This window comes from Streptomyces regalis (genome assembly GCF_001509475.1).
Taxonomy (GTDB): Bacteria; Actinomycetota; Actinomycetes; order Streptomycetales; family Streptomycetaceae; genus Streptomyces; species Streptomyces regalis.
Genome location: NZ_LLZG01000081.1, coordinates 1 through 21,070 on the forward strand (window position 1 = coordinate 1; position 21,070 = coordinate 21,070).

At 69.5% G+C, this 21,070-nt stretch carries 16 protein-coding genes; 7 read left to right on the top strand and 9 right to left on the bottom strand.

Features of this window, described 5'->3' with window-relative positions; translation table 11 throughout:
• Positions 1-334: 334 nt before the first annotated feature.
• From ADL12_RS13295 to thyX, 3 genes are all read right to left on the bottom strand, one after another.
• Positions 335-2,020, bottom strand: a complete 1,686-nt coding sequence (locus ADL12_RS13295) for a ribonuclease J (protein WP_062701882.1) — start codon at positions 2,018-2,020, stop codon at positions 335-337.
• A gap of 154 nt (positions 2,021-2,174) precedes the next feature.
• Complete coding sequence (gene dapA, locus ADL12_RS13300; RefSeq protein WP_062701884.1) at positions 2,175-3,074, bottom strand: 4-hydroxy-tetrahydrodipicolinate synthase; 900 nt, start codon at positions 3,072-3,074, stop codon at positions 2,175-2,177.
• Positions 3,075-3,286: 212 nt separating this feature from the next.
• Entirely contained in the window at positions 3,287-4,027 is a 741-nt protein-coding gene (gene thyX / locus ADL12_RS13305) for an FAD-dependent thymidylate synthase (RefSeq protein WP_062701886.1), read from the bottom strand.
• 208 nt (positions 4,028-4,235) lie between these two features.
• Between thyX and ADL12_RS13310 the strand changes: the two genes are divergently transcribed.
• Both ADL12_RS13310 and ADL12_RS13315 read left to right on the top strand, forming a co-directional pair.
• Complete coding sequence (locus ADL12_RS13310) at positions 4,236-4,472, top strand: hypothetical protein (protein ID WP_062701888.1); 237 nt, start codon at positions 4,236-4,238, stop codon at positions 4,470-4,472.
• An 89-nt stretch (positions 4,473-4,561) separates the two neighbouring features.
• A complete protein-coding gene (locus tag ADL12_RS13315; protein ID WP_062701890.1) occupies positions 4,562-5,116 on the top strand; it encodes a hypothetical protein in 555 nt (184 codons plus the stop codon).
• 101 nt (positions 5,117-5,217) lie between these two features.
• On the opposite strand, the gene ADL12_RS13320 is transcribed toward ADL12_RS13315, so the two are convergent.
• The 6 genes from ADL12_RS13320 to eccD form a co-directional block, all read right to left on the bottom strand.
• Complete coding sequence (locus ADL12_RS13320; protein ID WP_062701892.1) at positions 5,218-5,670, bottom strand: tetratricopeptide repeat protein; 453 nt, start codon at positions 5,668-5,670, stop codon at positions 5,218-5,220.
• A gap of 17 nt (positions 5,671-5,687) precedes the next feature.
• Positions 5,688-6,440: a 4-hydroxy-tetrahydrodipicolinate reductase gene (dapB, locus tag ADL12_RS13325; protein WP_062701894.1), complete on the bottom strand. Its 753-nt coding sequence runs from the start codon at positions 6,438-6,440 to the stop codon at positions 5,688-5,690.
• Positions 6,441-6,482: 42 nt separating this feature from the next.
• The gene (locus ADL12_RS13330) at positions 6,483-7,862 is read right to left on the bottom strand and encodes a M16 family metallopeptidase (RefSeq protein ID WP_062701896.1); all 1,380 of its coding nucleotides are present in this window, start codon (positions 7,860-7,862) and stop codon (positions 6,483-6,485) included.
• Positions 7,859-10,093 carry a polyribonucleotide nucleotidyltransferase gene (locus ADL12_RS13335; protein ID WP_062701897.1) on the bottom strand — a complete coding sequence of 745 codons (2,235 nt, stop codon included), beginning with the start codon at positions 10,091-10,093 and terminating at the stop codon, positions 7,859-7,861. The genes ADL12_RS13330 and ADL12_RS13335 overlap by 4 nt, the downstream gene beginning before the upstream one ends.
• Positions 10,094-10,424: 331 nt before the next feature.
• On the bottom strand, positions 10,425-10,712 hold the full coding sequence (gene rpsO, locus ADL12_RS13340; RefSeq protein WP_062701899.1) for a 30S ribosomal protein S15: 288 nt from the start codon (positions 10,710-10,712) through the stop codon (positions 10,425-10,427).
• Positions 10,713-10,911: 199 nt separating this feature from the next.
• The gene (eccD, locus tag ADL12_RS13345; RefSeq protein ID WP_079052018.1) at positions 10,912-12,369 is read right to left on the bottom strand and encodes a type VII secretion integral membrane protein EccD; all 1,458 of its coding nucleotides are present in this window, start codon (positions 12,367-12,369) and stop codon (positions 10,912-10,914) included.
• Between the two features lie 276 nt (positions 12,370-12,645).
• Between eccD and eccCa the strand changes: the two genes are divergently transcribed.
• From eccCa to ADL12_RS13370, 5 genes are all read left to right on the top strand, one after another.
• Positions 12,646-16,587: a type VII secretion protein EccCa gene (gene eccCa, locus ADL12_RS13350; RefSeq protein ID WP_062701901.1), complete on the top strand. Its 3,942-nt coding sequence runs from the start codon at positions 12,646-12,648 to the stop codon at positions 16,585-16,587.
• Between the two features lie 176 nt (positions 16,588-16,763).
• Positions 16,764-17,150, top strand: a complete 387-nt coding sequence (locus ADL12_RS13355) for a hypothetical protein (RefSeq protein ID WP_063806660.1) — start codon at positions 16,764-16,766, stop codon at positions 17,148-17,150.
• 98 nt (positions 17,151-17,248) lie between these two features.
• Positions 17,249-17,575, top strand: coding sequence for a DUF397 domain-containing protein (locus ADL12_RS13360; RefSeq protein WP_062701903.1), 327 nt, complete (start codon positions 17,249-17,251; stop codon positions 17,573-17,575).
• 123 nt (positions 17,576-17,698) lie between these two features.
• The gene (locus ADL12_RS13365) at positions 17,699-19,606 is read left to right on the top strand and encodes a hypothetical protein (protein WP_062701905.1); all 1,908 of its coding nucleotides are present in this window, start codon (positions 17,699-17,701) and stop codon (positions 19,604-19,606) included.
• A 73-nt stretch (positions 19,607-19,679) separates the two neighbouring features.
• On the top strand, positions 19,680-21,008 hold the full coding sequence (locus ADL12_RS13370; RefSeq protein WP_062701907.1) for an SUKH-4 family immunity protein: 1,329 nt from the start codon (positions 19,680-19,682) through the stop codon (positions 21,006-21,008).
• Positions 21,009-21,070 lie beyond the last annotated feature (62 nt).

Genomic DNA, 21,070 nt, shown 5'->3' on the forward strand with positions numbered 1-21,070 from the left:
GTTCTCAAGGAACGGACGCTTCCTTTGTACTCACCCTCTCGGGCTTTCCTCCGGGCGCTTCCCTTCGGTCTTGCGTTTCCGACTCTATCAGATCTTTTCGATCCGATTTCCTCGGCGCTTTCCAGGTTTCCGCTCTCGCGTTTCCCTTTCCGGCGGTTCCGACTTTATCAGAGATTCTGAGTCGGAATTCCCGCCCCCTGCGGGGACTGGTTCCGGCGCACGAGGTGGCCGGGTTCCCGTTCAGGCGGAGCCGTAAACGTACTGGAGCGGGGCGCCTCGATGCAAATCGAGGCGCCCCGCTCCGGGTTCACACGGTCGTGCGTCCGACGGACCGTCAGACCTCCACCACCACAGGGAGGATCATCGGCCTGCGGCGATAGGTGTCCGAGACCCACTTGCCCAGGGAGCGGCGCACCAGCTGCTGCAGCTGGTGGGGTTCGACCACGCCGTCCTGGGCCGACCGCTCCAGCGTCTCCGTGATCTTCGGGATGACCTCCCCGAAGGCGGAGTCCTCGATGCCGGAGCCGCGGGCCTGGATGTGCGGGCCGCCCGTGATCTTGCCGGTGGAGGAGTCCACCACCACGAAGACCGAGATGATGCCCTCGTCGCCCAGGATCTTGCGGTCCTTGAGCGCCGGTTCGCCCACGTCGCCGACCGACAGGCCGTCGACGTACACGTAACCCGCCTGCACCTTGCCGGAGATCTTCGCCCTGCCCTCGATGAGGTCGACGGCGACGCCGTCCTCGGCGATGACGATGCGGTCGTGCGGGACGCCGGTCAGGGCGCCGAGTTCGGCGTTGGCGCGCAGGTGGCGCCATTCGCCGTGCACCGGCATCAGGTTCTTCGGGCGGCAGATGTTGTAGAAGTACAGCAGCTCGCCGGCCGAGGCGTGGCCCGAGACGTGGACCTTGGCGTTGCCCTTGTGGACGACGTTGGCGCCCCAGCGGGTCAGGCCGTTGATCACGCGGTAGACCGCGTTCTCGTTGCCGGGGATCAGGGAGGACGCGAGAATCACGGTGTCGCCTTGGACGATCCGGATCTGGTGGTCCCTGTTCGCCATCCTCGACAGGGCTGCCATCGGCTCGCCCTGCGAGCCCGTGCAGACCAGCACGACCTCGCTGTCCGGGAGGTCGTCGAGCGTCTTGACGTCGACCACCAGGCCCGGGGGGACCTTCAGGTAGCCCAGGTCCCTGGCGATGCCCATGTTGCGGACCATCGAGCGGCCGACGAAGGCGACCCGGCGGCCGTACTCGTGGGCCGCGTCCAGGATCTGCTGGATGCGGTGGATGTGGCTGGCGAAGCTTGCCACGATGATCCGCTTGCGAGCGCCCGCAAAGACCTGGCGCAGGACGTTGGAGATGTCGCGCTCGTGCGCGGTGAAGCCCGGGACCTCCGCGTTCGTGGAGTCGGAGAGGAGGAGGTCGATTCCCTCCTCACTCAGGCGCGCGAAGGCGTGGAGATCCGTCAGACGGTTGTCCAGCGGTAGCTGGTCCATCTTGAAGTCGCCTGTGTGGACCACCATGCCGGCGGGTGTGCGGATCGCGACCGCCAAGGCGTCCGGGATGGAGTGATTGACCGCGACGAACTCGCAGTCGAAGGGGCCGATGCGCTCGCGGTTACCCTCCGCCACCTCGAGGGTGTACGGGCGGATGCGGTGCTCCTGGAGCTTGGCCTCGATGAGGGCGAGGGTCAGCTTGGAGCCGATCAGCGGGATGTCCGGCTTCTCACGGAGGAGGAAGGGGACGCCGCCGATGTGGTCCTCGTGGCCATGGGTGAGGACGATGCCCTCGATGTCGTCGAGGCGGTCCCGGATGGACGAGAAGTCCGGCAGGATCAGGTCGATTCCGGGCTGCTCCTCCTCTGGGAAGAGCACTCCGCAGTCGACGATCAACAGGCGGCCGCCGTACTCGAAGACCGTCATGTTTCGGCCGATTTCGCCGAGGCCGCCGAGCGGGGTGACCCGCAGGCCGCCTTCGGGGAGCGGCGGGGGCGCGCTGAGTTCAGGATGCGGATGACTCAAAAGACTCTCCTCACCACGCGCGCCACGTACCGGTTGGGCACGTGGCGCGCGTGACGTTCGTGCAGAAGCAGTTGTCGTTGTGGGGTGCAGGCACCGGTGGCCTGCCTATTCAGTTGTGAAGTCTGGTGCGCGCCCGGGCGCGCGAAGTCTCGTGCTAGAGCTGTACCCCGCCTGCAGCAAGATCGATCTTGAGCTGCTCGATCTCCTCGGGTGAGCACTCCGCCATCGGCGCGCGCAGTGGTCCGGCGGGCAGGCCCTGGAGGGCGAGCGCGGCCTTGGTGGTCATGACGCCCTGGGTGCGGAACATGCCGGTGTAGACCGGGAGCAGCTTCTGGTGGATCTCGGTGGCCTTCTGGACGTCGCCGGAGACGTACGCCTCGACGAGCGCGCGCAGATCCGGGGTGACCACGTGACCGACGACCGAGACGAAACCGACCGCGCCCACGGAGAGCAGCGGCAGGTTCAGCATGTCGTCGCCGGAGTACCAGGCGAGGCCGGAGCGGGCGATGGCCCAGCTGGCTCGGCCGAGGTCGCCCTTGGCGTCCTTGTTGGCGACGATCCGCGGGTGCTCGGCGAGGCGGACGATCGTCTCGGTGTTGATCGGGACGCCGCTGCGGCCGGGGATGTCGTAGAGCATGACCGGCAGCTCGGTGGCGTCGGCGATGGCCTTGAAGTGCCGGTACAGGCCCTCCTGCGGGGGCTTGTTGTAGTACGGCGTGACCACCAGGAGCCCGTGTGCGCCCACCTTCTCCGCCGTGCGGGCGAGCTCGAGGCTGTGGTGGGTGTCGTTGGTGCCGACGCCGGCCACGACGTGGGCACGGTCTCCGACTGCCTCCAGTACCGCTCGTACCAGGTCCGATTTCTCCGCGTCACTGGTGGTGGGCGACTCACCGGTGGTGCCGTTGATGATCAGGCCGTCGTTGCCTGCGTCCACCAGGTGCGTGGCGAGCCGCTGCGCGCCGTCGAGATCAAGTGCGCCGTCCGCCGTGAAGGGCGTGATCATGGCGGTGAGGACCCGCCCGAAGGGGGTCTGCGGAGTGGAGGTCGGAGCCATGGGTTACACGCTACTCGTTGCGCACGGCCTGGTCTGCCCTAGGGGGGTACGGAAAAGTCCGGACAAAGATGGAACCCGGCACTGCCTGCTCGGGGGTTCAAGCAGTGCCGGGTCCGTTTGATCAGGCTAGATGAACTTCTCTAAATGCCGCAATACGGACACTTCGTGAGGCTGGTCCGTGCGGCCCTGCCCGGTCGGCGAACTTGGCTGCGTTACGGCGCCACACGACCGTTCGCATTGAAGGCGGCGTACGTCAGCGGCATGAGCTTGGCCCACTCCGCCTCCATCTTCTCGCCGACCATCTCGATCTCCCGCTGCGGGAAGGACGGGACCTTGGCCAGCTCGTGCTGGGTGCGCAGGCCGAGGAAGTGCATCAGGGAGCGGGCGTTACAGGTGGCGTACATCGAGGAGAACAGGCCGACCGGGAGGACCGCGCGGGCGACCTCGCGGGCGACGCCGGCGGCGAGCATCTCCTGGTAGGCCTCGTACGACTCCCGGTACGAGTCCTCCATGACTCGGCCGACCAGCTCCTGCTGGGCCTGGGTGCCTTCGACGAAGACGTACTTGCCGGGGCGGCCCTCCTGGACCAGCTTGCGGGACTCGCCGGGGACGTAGAAGACGGGCTGGAGCTCGCGGTAGCGGCCGCTCTCCTCGTTGTACGACCAGCCCACGCGGTGCCGCATGAACTCGCGGAAGACGAAGATCGGGGCACTGATGAAGAAGGTCATCGAGTTGTGCTCGAAGGGGCTGCCGTGCCGGTCCCGCATCAGGTAGTTGATCAGGCCCTTGGAGCGCTCGGGGTCCTTCTGCAGCTCCTCCAGGGACTGCTCACCGGCGGTGGAGACGCGGGCGGCCCACAGCACGTCGGAGTCGGCCGCGCTGTGCTTGACCAGCTCGACGGTGACGTCGCTGCGGAAGCTGGGCTTGAGGTCGTCGGCGGGGGTGTCGGTCACGGCTCGGAGGGTCCTTCCATCACTTCGCTGGGCGGCGCCCACTCTACGGCCCGGCACTGACAACGGGGCGTTCGGTGCCGGGTCGCGACATACGGCGGCGAACTTCGGCGAATTTCTGTGAATTCGGCGAAACCGGGCACCTCTTGGGGCGCTCGCCCGTCTGTGTTGGTGACGGTCACCCACACGACCCCGAGAGGAGAAGCCTCCGATGTTCCGTCGGCGCGAGCCCGTCCCGTTCGCCTTCCTTGCCGAGGCTGACAGGTTCCGCAGCGATGTCACTCCCCCACCCCCTGAGCGGGCGTCCATCGGTCAGATAGCCGGGCGCTGGCTGCTGGGACTCACCATCGTCGCCGGGCTGGTGGGCTCACTGGTGCTCGGCATGCCGGCGCTGTCCACCGACACCGCCACTCGGACTCAGCAGTCACAGGCCTCCCAGGGGCGCTGACTCAACCGGACCCCCAAGAGTGGTGACCAGGGACGCCGGTCGATAACCTCACCGGGCACAGCCCACGCATGGATGAGTGAGGACCAGCCGTGCCCCTGCCCTTCCTGACGGCCGACCGCGCATTCGAGGCAGCCGACGATGTCGCGCTGCCCTTCGAGGACCGTGACCGCTGGCGGCGCCCCTACCGTCCCGGTCCCTGGCGGGTGGGCGTGGCAGCACTGTGGCTGCTGCTCGCCTCGTACGTGCTGTTCGCCGCGGTCATCATCGCCCTGACCGGCACGGTGACCGAGGCGGCTGTCGTCTTCGGCATCGCGCTGCTCGTCATTGCCGGTGCCCTGCGGCTGCTGCGCATGGGCGTGTGGGTCAGCGCGCGCGGGCTGCGCCAAGTGGGGTTCCTCATGACTCGTACGACGCCCTGGGAGCAGGTCGACGCCGTGCGGACGGTGCAGCAGCCGGTGCGCTGGCTGGGGCTGCCGCGGACGGTGCAGGGGCAGGCGCTGATGCTCGTACAGCGGGGTCGTGCGGCGGATGACATGCCGGTGCTGATGACCACGCACAATGCGGACTTCCTGGGGCGGGTCGCAGCATTCGACCGGGCCGCCGACGCGATCGAGGCGTGGGCCGCGGAGAGCCCGCGCGGCTGACCCGAGGGGACGTACGTCGAAGGGGCCGGTCCGCAGCGAGTGCGGGCCGGCCCCTTCGCGTATGCCTGAGCAGTCGTCGTACGGCGCAGTCGTCGTACGGCTCAGGCCTCGACGGTCCTGCCCTCGTGCAGGGCGATGGCCCTCTGCATCGCCTTGCGGGCGCGCGGGGTGTCGCGGGCGTCGTGATAGGCGATGGCGAGGCGGAACCAGCTGCGCCAGTCGTCGGGGGCGGCTTCCGTCTCGGCCTTGCGCCTGGCGAAGACCTCGTCGGCCGAGTCACGGTCGATGCGGCCGCCGGGGGTGCGCTTCAGCTCGTCGACGGGCAGGCCGCCCTCGGCGTCGAGGGCGGCGGCGAGGGCGTTGGCCTTGCGGACGAACTGGGTGTTCTTCCACAGGAACCACAGGCCGATCACCGGCAGGATCAGCACCGCCACCCCGAAGGTGACGGTGAGGACCGTGCCGGACTGGATGAGCATCACGCCACGGCTGCCGACCAGGACGAAGTAGACGACCAGGACGGCGGCCGTTATGGCGTAGGAGATCTTCGCGCGCATGTTCTCAGGGCCTCGTGTCAGCCGAGGTCCAGGAAGTGCTCCAGGCCGAAGGTCAGGCCCGGAGTGGTCACCACGCGGCGCGCGCCGAGCAGGATGCCCGGCATGAAGCTGCTGTGGTGGAGGGAGTCGTGGCGGATGGTGAGGGTCTCGCCCTCGCCACCGAGGAGGACCTCCTGGTGGGCCAGGAGGCCGCGCAGGCGGACCGCGTGGACCGGGACGCCGTCGACGTTCGCGCCGCGCGCGCCGTCCAGGGCCGTGGTCGTGGCGTCCGGTGCCGGGGCCGTGCCGGCGGCGCGGCGGGCCTCGGCGATGAGCTGGGCGGTGCGCGTGGCCGTACCGCTCGGGGCGTCCACCTTCTTCGGGTGGTGCAGCTCGACCACCTCGACCGACTCGAAGTAGGGCGCCGCGATCTGCGCGAACTTCATCGTCAGGACGGCCCCGATGGAGAAGTTCGGCGCGATGAGGACGCCGGTCTCCGGGGAGCGGTCGAGCCAGCCGTTCAGCTGCGCGAGGCGCTCGTCGGTCCAGCCCGTCGTGCCTACGACGGCGTGGATGCCGTGGCCGACGCAGTAGTCGAGGTTGGCCATCACCGAGTCCGGCGTGGTCAGTTCGACGGCGACCTGGGCGCCCGTCTCCGCCAGGGTCTCCAGCTTGTCGCCCCGGCTCAGGGCGGCGACCAGCTCCATGTCCTCGGCGGCCTCGACCGCCCGTACGGCCTCGGAGCCGATACGGCCCTTGGCACCGAGGACCGCCACGCGCAGCTTGCTCATCTGTCTTGGTTCCTTACGTCGGATGTTCCGAGGGCGGGCGGGTCAGGCGACCGCGTCGTGCAGCCGGGACGCCTGCTTGTCCTTCAGCGGGCCGATGACCGACAGCGAGGGCCGCTGTCCCAGGATCTCGCGGGCGACCGCGCGGACGTCGTCCGGGGTGACCGACGCTATCCGGGCCAGCATGTCGTCGACGGACATCTGCTCGCCCCAGCACAGCTCGCTCTTGCCGATGCGGTTCATGAGCGCGCCGGTGTCCTCCAGGCCGAGGACGGTGGAGCCCTTGAGCTGGCCGATGGCGCGGCCGATCTCGTCGTCGGGCAGGCCGTGTTCGGCGACGTGGTCGAGTTCGTCGCGGCAGATCTTCAGCACGTCGTGCACCTGCGACGGCCTGCAGCCCGCGTACACGCCGAACAGACCGCAGTCGGCGAAGCCGGAGGTGTACGAGTACACGCTGTAGGCCAGGCCGCGCTTCTCGCGGACCTCCTGGAACAGACGGGAGGACATGCCGCCGCCCAGTGCCGTGTTCAGGACGCCCAGGGCCCAGCGGCGCTCGTCCGTGCGGGACAGTCCGGGCATGCCGAGGACGACGTGCGCCTGCTCGGTCTTGCGGCCGATGAGCTCGACGCGGCCCGCGGTGCGCAGGGCGCGGCGGCCGTCGCGCGGGGCGATGGGCGTGGCGTCCAGGCTCTTGAGGGCGCCCGCCTTCTCGAAGGCCGCGCGGACCTGCCGTACGACCTTGTTGTGGTCGATGTTGCCCGCGGCCGCCACGACCAGGTGGGTCGGGTCGTAGTGCTTCTTGTAGAAGCGGCGGATGCGGTCGGCGGTGAGGGCGTTGACCGTGTCGACCGTGCCGAGGACCGGGCGGCCGAGGGGGTTGTCGCCGAACATGGTGTGCGCGAACAGGTCGTGCACGCAGTCGCCCGGGTCGTCCTCGGTCATGGCGATCTCTTCGAGGATGGCGCCCCGCTCGACGTTGACGTCCTCTTCGAGGATGAGCGAGCCCGTCAGCATGTCGCAGACGACGTCTATGGCCAGCGGCAGGTCGGCGTCGAGCACGCGCGCGTAGTAGCACGTGTACTCCTTCGCCGTGAACGCGTTCATCTCGCCGCCGACGGCGTCGATGGCGGAGGAGATGTCCAGGGCGGACCTGCGGGTGGTGCCCTTGAAGAGCAGGTGCTCCAGGTAGTGCGTGGCGCCGTTCAGGGCCGGGGTCTCGTCGCGGGAGCCGACGTGTGCCCAGATGCCGAAGGTCGCCGAGCGGACCGAGGGCAGGGTCTCGGTGACGACGCGCAGGCCGCCCGGGAGGGTGGTCTTGCGGACCGTGCCGATGCCGCCTGCGCCCTTGATCAGGGTTTGGGTACGGGCGACGGCCCGCGCCTCCGAAGAGGTGCGGGCCGTCGCCGTGGAGCTACTCGACGTCACTTGTCGGCGTCGTCCTTCTTGTCGTCGGCGGAGTCGCTGTCGGACTCGCCCTCGCCCTCGATCACGGGGATGAGGGAGAGCTTGCCGCGGGAGTCGATCTCGGCGATCTCGACCTGGACCTTCTGGCCCACACCGAGGACGTCCTCGACGTTCTCCACGCGCTTGCCGCCGGCCAGCTTGCGGATCTGCGAGATGTGCAGCAGACCGTCCTTGCCGGGCAGGAGCGAGACGAACGCACCGAAGGTGGTCGTCTTCACGACCGTGCCCAGGTAGCGCTCGCCGACCTCGGGCATCGTCGGGTTGGCGATGCCGTTGATCGTGGTGCGGGCGGCCTCGGCGGACGGGCCGTCAGCGGCACCGATGTAGATCGTGCCGTCGTCCTCGATCGTGATCTCGGCGCCGGTGTCCTCCTGGATCTGGTTGATCATCTTGCCCTTGGGGCCGATGACCTCGCCGATCTTGTCCACGGGGATCTTGACGGTGATGATCCGCGGGGCGTTCGGGGACATCTCGTCCGGCGTGTCGATCGCTTCCATCATCACGTCGAGGATGTGGAGGCGGGCGTCACGGGCCTGCTTCAGGGCGGCGGCCAGGACGGAGGCCGGGATGCCGTCCAGCTTGGTGTCGAGCTGGAGGGCGGTCACGAACTCCTTGGTGCCGGCGACCTTGAAGTCCATGTCGCCGAAGGCGTCCTCCGCACCGAGGATGTCGGTGAGGGTGACGTAGTGCGTCTCGCCCTCGATCTCCTGGGAGATCAGACCCATGGCGATACCGGCGACGGGGGCCTTGAGCGGCACACCGGCGTTCAGCAGCGACATGGTGGAGGCGCAGACCGAGCCCATGGACGTCGAGCCGTTGGAGCTCAGCGCCTCGGAGACCTGGCGGATCGCGTAGGGGAACTCCTCGCGCGTCGGCAGGACCGGCACGAGGGCGCGCTCGGCGAGGGCGCCGTGGCCGATCTCGCGGCGCTTCGGGGAGCCGACGCGGCCGGTCTCGCCGGTGGAGTACGGCGGGAAGTTGTAGTTGTGCATGTAGCGCTTGCGGGTCACCGGGGAGAGGGTGTCCAGCTGCTGCTCCATGCGGAGCATGTTGAGGGTGGTGACGCCCAGGATCTGGGTCTCGCCACGCTCGAACACCGCGGAGCCGTGCACGCGCGGGATGGCCTCGACCTCGGCGGCCAGCGTGCGGATGTCGGTGACACCGCGGCCGTCGATGCGCTTCTTCTCCTTGATGACGCGCTCACGGACCAGGGTCTTGGTCAGCGAGCGGTACGCGGCGGAGATCTCCTTCTCGCGGCCCTCGAACTCCGGCAGGAGCTTCTCGGCGGCGAGCGCCTTGACGCGGTCCAGCTCGGACTCGCGCTCCTGCTTGCCGGCGATGGTCAGCGCGGAGGCGAGCTCCGGCTTGACGGCGGCGGTGAGGGCCTCGAGGACGTCGTCCTGGTAGTCCAGGAAGATCGGGAACTCGCCGGTCGGCTTGGCGGCCTTCGCGGCGAGGTCGGCCTGGGCCTTGCACAGGACCTTGATGAAGGGCTTCGCGGCCTCCAGACCGGCGGCGACGACCTCCTCGGTCGGAGCCTCGGCGCCGCCCTTGACCAGCTGGATGGTCTTCTCGGTGGCCTCGGCCTCGACCATCATGATCGCGACATCGCCGTCCTCCAGGGTGCGGCCCGCGACGACCATGTCGAAGACGGCGTCCTCGAGCTCGGAGTGCGTCGGGAAGGCCACCCACTGGCCGTTGATCAGCGCGACGCGGACGCCGCCGATCGGGCCGGAGAAGGGCAGACCGGCCAGCTGCGTGGACGCGGACGCGGCGTTGATCGCCACGACGTCGTACAGGTGGTCGGGGTTGAGCGCCATGATCGTGGCGACGACCTGGATCTCGTTGCGCAGGCCCTTCTTGAAGGACGGGCGCAGCGGGCGGTCGATGAGGCGGCAGGTGAGGATGGCGTCCTCGGACGGCCGGCCCTCACGCCGGAAGAAGCTGCCGGGGATCTTGCCGGCGGCGTACATCCGCTCCTCGACGTCCACCGTCAGGGGGAAGAAGTCGAGCTGGTCCTTGGGGTTCTTGGAGGCGGTGGTGGCCGACAGCACCATGGTGTCGTCGTCCAGGTACGCCACGGCGGAGCCGGCGGCCTGCTTGGCCAGGCGGCCCGTCTCGAAGCGGATGGTGCGGGTGCCGAAGGAACCGTTGTCGATAACGGCCTCGGCGTAGTGGGTCTCGTTCTCCACTAGCGTTTTCTCCGATACTTGTCGTCTTTCGTCCCGTCGCTGCCCGTGTGGCAGGGGGACGGCTGCGGAGAAGCGCTCCGTGCGGTGCGGGCCGGTCTTCGATCGAAGCACCCGGGGCTCGCTTCCCCCGGGGGCCACTACCGAGGACCGGCGGCGGCTAGGCGCGCTTCTCCTCTTCTTGTCGTGCTGTGTCGTCCGTATGGCGTTGTGCTACCACACTACAAAGCGCGTGTGACACTCCGCATGTTTCCGCACGCACGGTTGACGTTCCGCACGTACAGCAAAGGGAGCGGCTCCCGATCTCTCCGGGAACCGCTCCCCTCACGGCGTCTTACTTGGCGCCCGCCGCACCACGGCGGATGCCGAGGCGGTCGACCAGCGTACGGAAGCGCTGGATGTCCTTCTTCGCCAGGTACTGGAGAAGGCGGCGACGCTGACCGACCAGGATCAGCAGACCACGACGGGAGTGGTGGTCGTGCTTGTGGGTCTTGAGGTGCTCGGTCAGGTCCGAGATCCGGCGCGAAAGCATGGCGACCTGGACCTCGGGGGAGCCGGTGTCGCCCTCCTTCTGGCCGAACTCGGTGATGATCTGCTTCTTCGTAGCGGCGTCGAGCGGCACGCGTACTCCTCGTAGTCTTTGAGTGGCCACCGAGTGCCCCCGGTCTGTGTCTCGGGGGAGCTTCCGTTACTCGGGAGGCGGGGATCCGCTGGGCGCATCCCCCAGGCGAACCCGGAGGCGCGTACACAAACGGCCGTTACACAGCGTACCAGCACACGGGCACGCCCCTGACCGGCGCTCCCCCGCGGTGCCGCGCAGGTCAGAGACCGCCGCGGACCTTGGCGTAGATGTCGAGGACGGCCAGGCAGATCGGCACCAGGGACAGCAGCACCAGCGAGTCGGCGAGGTCCAGCATGCGGCCCCAGAAGGGGGAGAGCCCCTTCTTCGGCACGATCAGGGCGATCGCGATCAGCAGCAGCACGCCGGCCCCGACCGAGGCGCCGAGCCACAGGGTCCGTACGTTGACCGGGCCGGAGTTGTTCTGGAGCAGCTCCATGATGATGTCGGCCGGCGGCGAGATCGCGAGGCCGAGGACCAGCAGGGCGAGGGTGACGACACCGGCCACGAACAGGCAGGTCACCTGGGCGGTGTAGCGGAACAGCCGCGCCCGCAGCATCGCGGCGAGGCCGGTGCACAGGGCCAGCAGCTGGGCCCAGCCGCTGCTGCTGAAGCCGAGCACCGCGCCGCCCGCGCCGATGATGACGGCGGCGCAACCGCCGACCAGGCCGAGCAGCAGTTCGTGGCCGCGGCTGGTCTGGGCGACGATGCGCTGGACGTCGACGGCCTCGAGGTCGCCCTCGTCGCCTTCACGACGGGCCCGGGCGAGGTCCTCGGGGTTGCGGAAGCCGATCGGCAGCTTGGCGAAGCGGGCCGACCAGCCGGGCAGGAAGCCGACGACCGCGAGGGCGACGACCGAGGTGCCGGCGGCGATCTCCCGCGGCTCCGCCTGGGTGAGCACACCGCAGAACACGGCGAGCGTGCCGATCGCGGAGGCCAGCGCGGCGGCCACGAACGGGGCGTCTCCCTGCGGCAGCAGCATGATCAGTACGACGGAGAAGAGGAGTACGGCGACACAGCCGACGAGGAACTGGATCCGGCCGGGCCCTTCACCCGCGTCCTGGGCGATGGCACCGGAGCCAGCGATGAGCGCGTGCGGCAGCGCCGAGATGCCGAGCGCGACGGCGGAGCCCCGGTCCTCGTAGACCCGGGCCCGCACACCGGCGAGTGCCGTCAGGGCGAGCGCGGTCACGCCGGCGAGGATGCCCTGGAGGCCGTGCATGTCGTGCCGGATCGGATCCGCGAACCAGAAGACGAAGCCGAGCATGATCAGCAGCAGCGACCCCGCGACGAGGCCGGCCACCCGCATCAGGTTGTCGTTCCAGCTGCGCATGTCCTGCTTGACCGCGGCGGCGATCGCGTCCACCACGTCGTCGTGGACGGCCGGCGGCAGCGAATCGGCGAAAGTGCGCAGCAGCAGCACCTCGCCGTCTCTGACCCGGTGCTCGAGCAACGAACGGCTCGCGTCGAGTACTTGGCCCTCGCGGGTCACAAGGTGATAACCGGAGGGGCTGGTGTCCGACTGGACCAGGCCCGAGAGCCTGATGATCTCAGGAAAGAGGTCCTGGATCGGCAGGTCCTCCGGCAGCGCGACATCTACACGGCTGTCCGGTGCTGCGATGGTGATTCGGCAGAAACCTGTCGAAGTCCCCGTGCTCACCTGGTGTTCCCCCTGCTAGACAAGGCTTCCTCGCGCCGCTCGTACGACGCGGAGCGCCACCATATCCGTTGCGGCACCCGGCACAGGACCTACCTCCCCCATTCCTCCCAGGACCTGCGCCGCATCTCCATCCGCCTGCCTCACTCGGGCACTCCACGCATCAGTAGGATCGACGCCTACGCGAACGACGCCTACGCGAACGAGAACACGTCGCGGTACACGGGGGCGTCGGTGCCAGGACGTATCACGTATCAATCGCGAAGGATGAGTGCATCGGTGAGCGTCGTCATCATCAAACGACCACCGCGGACAGTGCCCCCGGCCGTCCCGGACGGCGAGGTAAAACTCGAGACGCCGCCCGAGATTCCGCGCGAGGGCGACGACAGCATGCTGATGAACATGCTGCCCATGATGGGCATGCTTGGTTCCGTCGCCTTCTTCTTCACAGCCGGCCAGTCCTACATGAAGGTCGTCGGTGGGCTCATGCTCGCCTCGACCCTGGCCATGATGATCGCCCAGTTCGCCAAGGCCCGCCAGGGCCCCGGGGCGGGCATGGCCCAGGACCGGCGGGACTACTTCCGCTACCTCGAGCAGGTCCGCAAGGACGTGCACAAGACCGCTGAACTGCAGCGCCGCAGCCAGCTCTTCCAGCACCCCGACCCGGAGCAGCTGTGGGCGGTGGCGGCGGACAGCAGGCGTCTGTGGGAGCGGCGTCCGATCGACGCGGACTTCGCGTCCGTACGGATCGGTCGCGGTGTCCAGCAGCTGAACACCCCGCTCGTCGCGCCGGAGACGGCTCCCAAGGACGAGTTGGAGCCGCTGACCGCGGCGGCCATGAAGGCCTTCCTGGACGCGCACGGCAGTCTGCACGACCTGCCCGTCTCCATCTCGCTGCGTGCCTTCTACCACGTGACGATCTGCGGAGAAACCGACACGGTCTACGGCAACGCCCGTGCGACCCTGTCCCAGTTGGCGACGCTGCACTCGCCCGAGGACCTGTTGATCGCCGTGGTGGCACACCCTTCCGCGGCGGCGGACTGGGACTGGATCAAGTGGCTGCCGCACAGCCAGCACCCGAAGGCGAAGGACGGAGCGGGCTCGGCCCGGCTCCTCTTCGACGACCTCGGTGAGCTGGAGGAGGCGCTCGCGGACCAGCTGGACGACAGGCCCCGCTGGAACCGTGAGGCGACCCCCGTCTACGACCAGCCGCACCTGATCGTGGTGCTCGACGGCGGCACCGTGCCGCCGGACTCCGAGCTCGCCGGCAGCGAGGGACTCCAGGGTGTCACCTTCCTGGAGATCGCTCCCGGCGAACTGGAGGAGGAGCTGCGCGCCGGTCTGACGGCGTATGTGAAGCCGGACCGGATGCGGCTGTTCGTCGGCCACGAGTCCGCGTACACCGGCAAGCCCGACCTGCTGAACCCGGCGCAGGCCGAGTCGCTGGCGCGGCAGCTGGCCCCCTTCCGGGTCGGCTCCGCGGAGGAGGGCGAACCCCTTCTGTCCAACCTGGACTTCACCGACCTCATGGGCATCGGCGACGCGGGCACCGTCGACGTCTCCCGCACCTGGCGTCCTCGTACGCTGCACGAGCGGCTGCGCGTGCCGATCGGTGTCGGCGAGAACGGCGAGCCGGTCATGCTGGACCTCAAGGAGGCCTCGCAGGAGGGCATGGGCCCGCACGGTCTGTGCGTCGGCGCCACCGGTTCCGGTAAGTCCGAGGTGCTGCGTACGCTGGTGCTCGGTCTCGCGGTGACGCACTCCTCGGAGACGCTGAACTTCATCCTCGCGGACTTCAAGGGCGGCGCGACCTTCGCGGGCATGGCGGACATGCCGCACACCGCGGCCGTGATCACCAACCTCGCGGACGACCTCACCCTCGTCGACCGTATGCGTGACTCGATCATGGGTGAGACGCAGCGCCGTCAGGAGCTGCTGCGCTCGGCGGGCAACTATGCCAACCTGCACGACTACGAGAAGGCCCGGGCGGCGGGTGCCGCGCTGGAGCCGATGGCCTCGCTGGTGATCGTGCTCGACGAGTTTTCCGAACTCCTCACGGCCAAGCCGGACTTCATCGACATGTTCATCCAGATCGGTCGTATCGGCCGTTCGCTGGGTGTCCACCTGCTCCTGGCGTCGCAGCGCCTGGAGGAGGGCAAGCTGCGCGGCCTGGACACGTACCTGTCGTACCGCATCGGTCTGCGTACCTTCTCCGCCGCCGAGTCCCGTACGGCGATCGGTGTCCCGGACGCCTATCACCTGCCGTCGATCCCCGGCTCGGGTTACCTGCGCTACGACACCGACACCATGGTCCGCTTCAAGGCGGCGTACGTGTCGGGGCCGTACCACGGCGAGGGCCCGTCCCGGGTGCACCGCTCGACGCAGCTGCGGCCCGCGCTGTTCTCGGCGGAGCAGGTGGCGCTGCCCCCGCAGCCGGTGATCGAGGAGCCGGAGCCCGACAACCGGGTGGACGACGCGCTCGCCGACACCGTCCTCGACGTCCTCGTCGGCCGGATGATCAACCAGGGCCCGCCCGCCCACCAGGTGTGGCTGCCCCCGCTGGAGGAGGCGCCCTCGCTGGAGCAGCTCCTGCCCCAGCTCGCCGTCAGCCCGGAGCGCGGCCTGACCGCGCCCGACTACACGGCGCTCGGCCGGCTCAACGTGCCGGTCGGTCTGGTGGACAAGCCGTTCGAGCAGCGGCGTGACGTGCTGTACCGGGACTTCGCGGGCGGTGCCGGTCACGGTCTGTTCGTCGGTGGTCCGCAGTCCGGCAAGTCGACCCTGCTGCGCACGCTCATCTCGTCGTTCGCCCTGACCCACACCCCCTCCGAAGTGCAGTTCTACTGCCTGGACTTCGGCGGTGGCGGTCTGATCTCGATGGAGGAGCTGGCGCACGTCGGCGGGGTCGCCAACCGTCTCGACGCCGAGAAGGTGCGCCGTACGGTCAGCGAGGTCGAGGGGATCCTGAACGCGCGGGAGGAGTACTTCCGCGCGAACAACGTCGACTCGGTGCAGACCTACCGGCAGCGCCGGAACGCGGGCCAGCTGCCGGACCAGCCCTGGGGTGACGTCTTCCTCGTCATCGACGGCTGGGCGACCTTCAAGACGGACTACGAGATGCTCGAGGCCACCGTCACGGAGATCGCCACGCGTGGCCTCGGCTTCGGTGTGCACGTGATCCTGACGGCGAGCCGCTACACCGAAGTGCGGCCCGCGCTCAAGGACATGCTGCAGAACCGGATCGAGCTGCGCCTCGGTGACCCGACGGAGTCGGAGATCGACCGCAAGGTCGCGCAGAACGTCCCCGCCACCGTCCCGGGCCGTGGTCTGACCCAGGACAAGCTGCACTTCATGGCGGCGCTGCCCCGAGTCGACGGATCCTCGGAGACGGAGGACCTGTCCGAGGCGCAGTCGATCCTCATCCGCGGCATCAACGACAACTGGCAGGGCAACCACGCTCCGGCCGTACGGCTGCTGCCCACCATGCTGCCGTCGGACCGGCTGCCCAAGGGCTTCGAGCACCCCGAGCGCGGTGTCGCGATCGGCATCGACGAGTCGTCGCTCTCGCCGGTCTTCGTCGACTTCGAGACGGACCCGCACTTCATCGTGTTCGGTGAGAGCGAGTCCGGTAAGTCCGCGATGCTGCGGCTGCTCATCAAGCAGATCTGTGAGCGCTACACGCCGGACCAGGCGAAGATCGTCATGGGTGACTACCGGCGCGCCCACCTGGAGGGCGTCCCGGAGACGCACCTGTCGCGGTACTGCGCCTCGGCGCCGGCGCTCTCGGAGACGCTGGAGGGCCTGGCCGGTTCGCTCAGCCGCCGTATGCCGGGCCCGGACGTCACGCCCGAGCAGCTGCGCAACCGCAGCTGGTACAGCAGCCCGGACGCGTTCGTCATCGTCGACGACTACGACCTGGTGGCGACCGGCGTGAACCCGCTGGCCCCGCTCCTGGAGTACCTGCCCTTCGCCCGTGACGTGGGCCTGCGCATCATCATCGCGCGTGCCTCGGGCGGTGCCAGCCGGTCGCTGTACGAGCCGGTGATGCAGCGCCTGCGTGAGCTCGGCGCCCAGGGCCTCGTGCTCTCCGGCGACCGCGCGGAGGGCGCACTGCTCGGCAACATCACGGCGACGCAACTGCCGCCCGGCCGTGGGTACTTCCACACGCGCCGACGCGGTGGGCAGCTGATTCAGACGGGGTGGCTGCCGAACCGGTTCTGAGTGGCGGCGGCTCGACGACCGGTCGAGCAGGAGGGGCGGTACCCGCGTGGGTGCCGCCCCTCTTCGTTGTCCGTGTGTGTTGTCCGCGGGGGCTGGGGCTCGTCGGGCCGTCGCCGTTAAGCTTGAGCCGCGACAGAAATGACGAGCCACGGGGGGCAGTTGTGCCGTCGGACTACATGGACTCCGATCCTGAGGTACTGAAGACCGAGGGATTCCACATGTTCAATGTCGGCCTGGAGTTCTCCAAGGCCGTGACCAAGCTGACGAACGGGCTGACCGCGCTCGAAAAGGGCGACACCCCGCCGTGGGGTGACGACGACATCGGCGAGAAGTTCGGAGTCGTCTACGAGGGCCTGCGCGACGGCATGTACGACTCGATGGGCAGCCTGGCGGAGCGGATCGCCGGGATGGGGGCCGCCCTGGCCAGGATGGGCGTGGCGCACGAGCAGAACGAGGCCGCGCAGGACGCCATCTGGAAGAAGACGATGGCCGAGTACGACGGTCAGGTGGAGGTTCCGCCCGGGGTCGCGCGCGGCGAGATTCACACCCGTCCGAGCACCTGAGCCGACCACCTGATCCGCAACGCACCTGTGCCGGCCCACCCACGCCAGTAGGGTTGAGACGCACACTTCGTTCGCACGTCAGGAAGAGGCCCAGCAGCATGACCGAGGCTACCGAGCCACAGAACAACGAGGTCGGGACTCAGGCCGAGGACACCAAGGCGCGCAAGGAGCGGGAGCGGGACGAGCTGTACGCCCTCGACATCTCCGGGGTCGAGTGGCAGTGCGCGCCCGGTACCGAGGAGCACGAGGAGCGGGTCGAGATCGCGTACCTGCCAGAGGGCGCGGTGGCCATGCGGTCGTCCCTCGATCCCGACACCGTGCTGCGGTACACCGAGGCGGAGTGGCGGGCGTTCGTACTCGGGGCGCGGGACGGGGAGTTCGATCTGGAGCCGGCTCCGCACAATGGTGGAGTGGTGGCCGAGTAGGTCGGCTTCGGGTGTCGCCTTCGGCGTTCGCGGTGGGGTCGTCCACTCGCCCCCGGGCCCGGCTCGGCGCCTAAGATCAGGGTCGTATGCGAAGGCGTCCGCGAGGGCGGAGGACGGGGACCCATGACCGGCTCGACAGAGGACTACGCACCGCACCCCCACATAGGCGGCCGGATCGCCGCACTGCGCGCGCTCGCCGCATGGCGCGGGGCCGCGCCCGGCGCTCCGCGCGTGGTCGTGGTCACCGGCGGTTCCGGCAGCGGGCGTTCGCGGCTGCTCACCGGGTTCCTGGTGCTGTGCGAGCCGGAGTACCGCAAGCAACTGCCGCTGGACGAGATGGATCCGTCGACGGTGCCGCCGGAGCTGCCAGTCCCGGCCGTCCCCGCCGCCGAGGGGCTGACCGCGGCCCAGGTCCTGTGGCTGCTCGCCGACCACTACGACCTGAATGCCACCAGCATCGAGGGCGTGTACGCCGAGCTGGCAGCACTCGACGAACCGGTGACCGTCGTCGTACCGGACGTCGACCGGGCCGGTCCGGTACGGGCTGCGGGCGAGTCCGCACGGCTCGTGCGGGAGGTGCTCGCCCCCCTGGCCGCCACCGAGACGGTCCGGCTGCTGGCCGAGGTGCCACGCCCGCTTGCCGCCGAGTTGGCCGAGGGGCTGCCGTCCGGCACCATGCAGATCATTGATCTCGACGAGCCGGAGTGGGCCGATCCCGAGGTCCTGGTGCTGCACGCCCAGGCGGCGCTGAACCCGGAGTTCGGGGCGCCCGAGCTGCCGTTCACCGTGGATCCCGCCGCCCGCCTCGCGCTGGGAGCGGCCATCGGTCGCCGGGCCGGGACCAGTCCGCTGGTCGTCCAACTCGCCGTCACCTGCATCCTGATGGCGCCGGAAGGCTTCGACCCGGCCGACGAGAGGCACTTGCCGACCTCTGTCGGGGAGGCGCTGGACCTGCATGCCGAGCGACTCGGCGCCGACCCGCAGACTCTGCGGTTCCTGCTTACACCGCTGGCCCTGGCCGAGGCCGACGGCATCCCTGTCCAGCTGTGGGCGCGGCTGGCGAGCACGGTCGCCGGGCAGGACATGAGCCAGGCCATCGCGGGCGGGATGCTGCTGGCCGGGCCGTTCGTGCAGCCCGAGGAGCAGGAAGCGGAACAGGAACAGGGAGGGGACGCGGCAGGGGGCGAGCAGGGGGAGGGCGGGCGTACGCTGCTACGGCTGCTGCACCCAGCCCTCGGTGACGAGATCCGCGCCGGTCTGCCGAACGTTGCGGCCGCTCAGACCCAGATCGCGATGGCCCTGCTGGAGGCTGTGCCGGAGCAGGACTGGAGCAAGGCCGACCCCTATGTGCGCGACCACATCGCCGGGCACACCCTGGAAGCCGGGCTGCTCCCTCAACTGCTCACGGATCCCGCGCTGTTCGTCCACGCCGACTCGGTGCCGCTGCGCGCCGCCATCGAGGCCGTACCGGCTGAGGAGCTGGGCGCGCCGGCCCGTACATACCTGCGTACGGCGCCCCTGCTGACCCGCACCCAGGCGCCGACCACGCTGCGTGCCGCCCTCCTGGAGACCGCGTTCGTCGAGGACGGCCTGGCCGACTACGCCGAGGCGATACATCAGCGACTCGGTCTGGAACTGCCCTGGCAGACCCTGTGGAGCCTGTCCCTGCTCGGTATCAGCGCCGTGACCGTGGGCAGCCTGCCCCGTGCGGAGGGACCGGCCACCCCCGTCGCCGTCCTCGCCGTACCCGCGGGCACACCGGGCGCACACCCCATCGGCGATCCCCGCGAGGAGTCCCGTTCCGCGGTGCTCGTCCGTGGGCTCGTACGACCGGAGGACCTCGGCGACACCGACACCGACCTGACGCAGGTCCTGCGCCCCTCCGAGGACGAGCGTGCCGCCGCCGCGCTGATCTCCGACACGTCCTTCACCGCCGCCGACCTCTCCCCCGACGGCATCCTCCTCGTCGCCACCGAACGCGGGGCGAAGGCCCTCCGGATCCGCCCGGCGGACCTGGCGATAGCCTCATAGACACGTACGGCGCAGGCCCGCCCCCGTCGTCCACCTTTTCCTCCCGACCGACCACTCCCGAAGGAGCCTCCCCGTGACCAGCCAGGAGCAGGCGCTCGCCATCGCCGACCGTTGGCTCAACCCGGAAGGCTCCGTGGAGCCACGCCGCGAGGTCCGGGTGCAGGAGTTCGACCTGGGCTGGGTCGTGTGGGCGGCTCCCGCGGAGCCCGAGCGTGACCCGGTGACCGGGGAGCGGCGGCCGCCCGCCGAGATCGGCAACGCGTGCGGGGTCGTGGACCGTCGTACCGGCGAGCTGACGGTCTGGCCGTCGGTGCCGGTCGACGAGGTCGTCCGGATGTACCGGCAGAAGCACGGGGGCGCAGCGCAGGGCGCGGGCTCGTCGGAAGGTGCCCGTCCGGTCACCGGGCCGGGCAACACCGCAGTCTTCACGTACGTCGATCCGGCGAACGGCGAGGAGACCACCCTCTTCCGCACCTCCGCTCCGGGCCTGCCCCCCGCCGAGTACCAGGCGTGGATGGAGCTGCGGCGGATGAACGTCCCCGTCGACAATGTCGTGGCCGTCCACACCGACCTGCGTCCCAGCCTGCTCCCCGGCGGTTATACGGCCGAGCTCCTCAACACCTTCCCCAACGCCCAGCTCTCCTGCTCGCAGACGTACGGAGCCCGTCCCGAGGCGCGTGCGGAGGGCATCGCGGCGTTGGTCGAGCAGGTCGAGACGATGCACCGGATCGCCGGTCAGCAGCCGCCGCCCCGCCCGCACCGCCTGCCGGTTCCCGCGCAGGTGACGCCCGCGGAGCCGATGCGTGACGTGGCCCTGGGCCGCCATCTCGTCGAGGTCTTCGGCCAGGACGGCGTACGTCGTCACGACGCCGACGACGTGGCCGAGAGCCAGCTGCCCGAGGCCGCCAAGTCGGCACTCACCTGGGCAGGGATCCCCGCCGACCTCCCGCTCTTCTTCACCGCTGACCGGCCCGACGCGCCTCCGGCCGGTGGCCTGTTCACCGACGTCGCCACGAATCTGCGCGAGCGCCGCAGCCCGGCCGGCGAGGAGAAGATCAGCGTCCTGTCGTACCTGACCCGCATCGGCTTCGACGGCGTCGCGGTCATCGCGGTGCAGTGCCTGCCGGGGACGGGGCAGCCGGACGGCCTCGGTGCGGTCTGGGCGGTGGACCCGGTCACCGCGGCGGCTCGCTACGTCAACGTCTCGGTCGCCGCCTTCGCCCGCTCCCTGGCCCTGCTGGCCACCTCACAGCAGCGAATGCAGGGCCGGGATCCGGTCGCGGCCGGTGCGGAAGTAGCCGCGCTGCAGGAGCAGTTGGCGGCTGTGGACGCGTCTGCGCTGGGGAACGTCGAGACGTGGTGGTCGCTGGTCGTCGAACAGATGTGGCACGGGTTGTTCTGACCGGCCCGGCCCTCTTGGCAGATCCCCACCGGGACAACCAGGACGACCGAGACGACTGGGAG

Coding starts and splice junctions, on each gene's coding strand:
- ADL12_RS13360 (WP_062701903.1), top strand. CDS start 17,249: ATGACCGAGGCTACCGAGCCACAGAACAACGAGGTCGGGACTCAGGCC.
- ADL12_RS13310 (WP_062701888.1), top strand. CDS start 4,236: ATGTTCCGTCGGCGCGAGCCCGTCCCGTTCGCCTTCCTTGCCGAGGCT.
- ADL12_RS13355 (WP_063806660.1), top strand. CDS start 16,764: ATGGACTCCGATCCTGAGGTACTGAAGACCGAGGGATTCCACATGTTC.
- dapB (WP_062701894.1), bottom strand. CDS start 6,440: ATGAGCAAGCTGCGCGTGGCGGTCCTCGGTGCCAAGGGCCGTATCGGC.
- ADL12_RS13365 (WP_062701905.1), top strand. CDS start 17,699: ATGACCGGCTCGACAGAGGACTACGCACCGCACCCCCACATAGGCGGC.
- dapA (WP_062701884.1), bottom strand. CDS start 3,074: ATGGCTCCGACCTCCACTCCGCAGACCCCCTTCGGGCGGGTCCTCACC.
- ADL12_RS13320 (WP_062701892.1), bottom strand. CDS start 5,670: ATGCGCGCGAAGATCTCCTACGCCATAACGGCCGCCGTCCTGGTCGTC.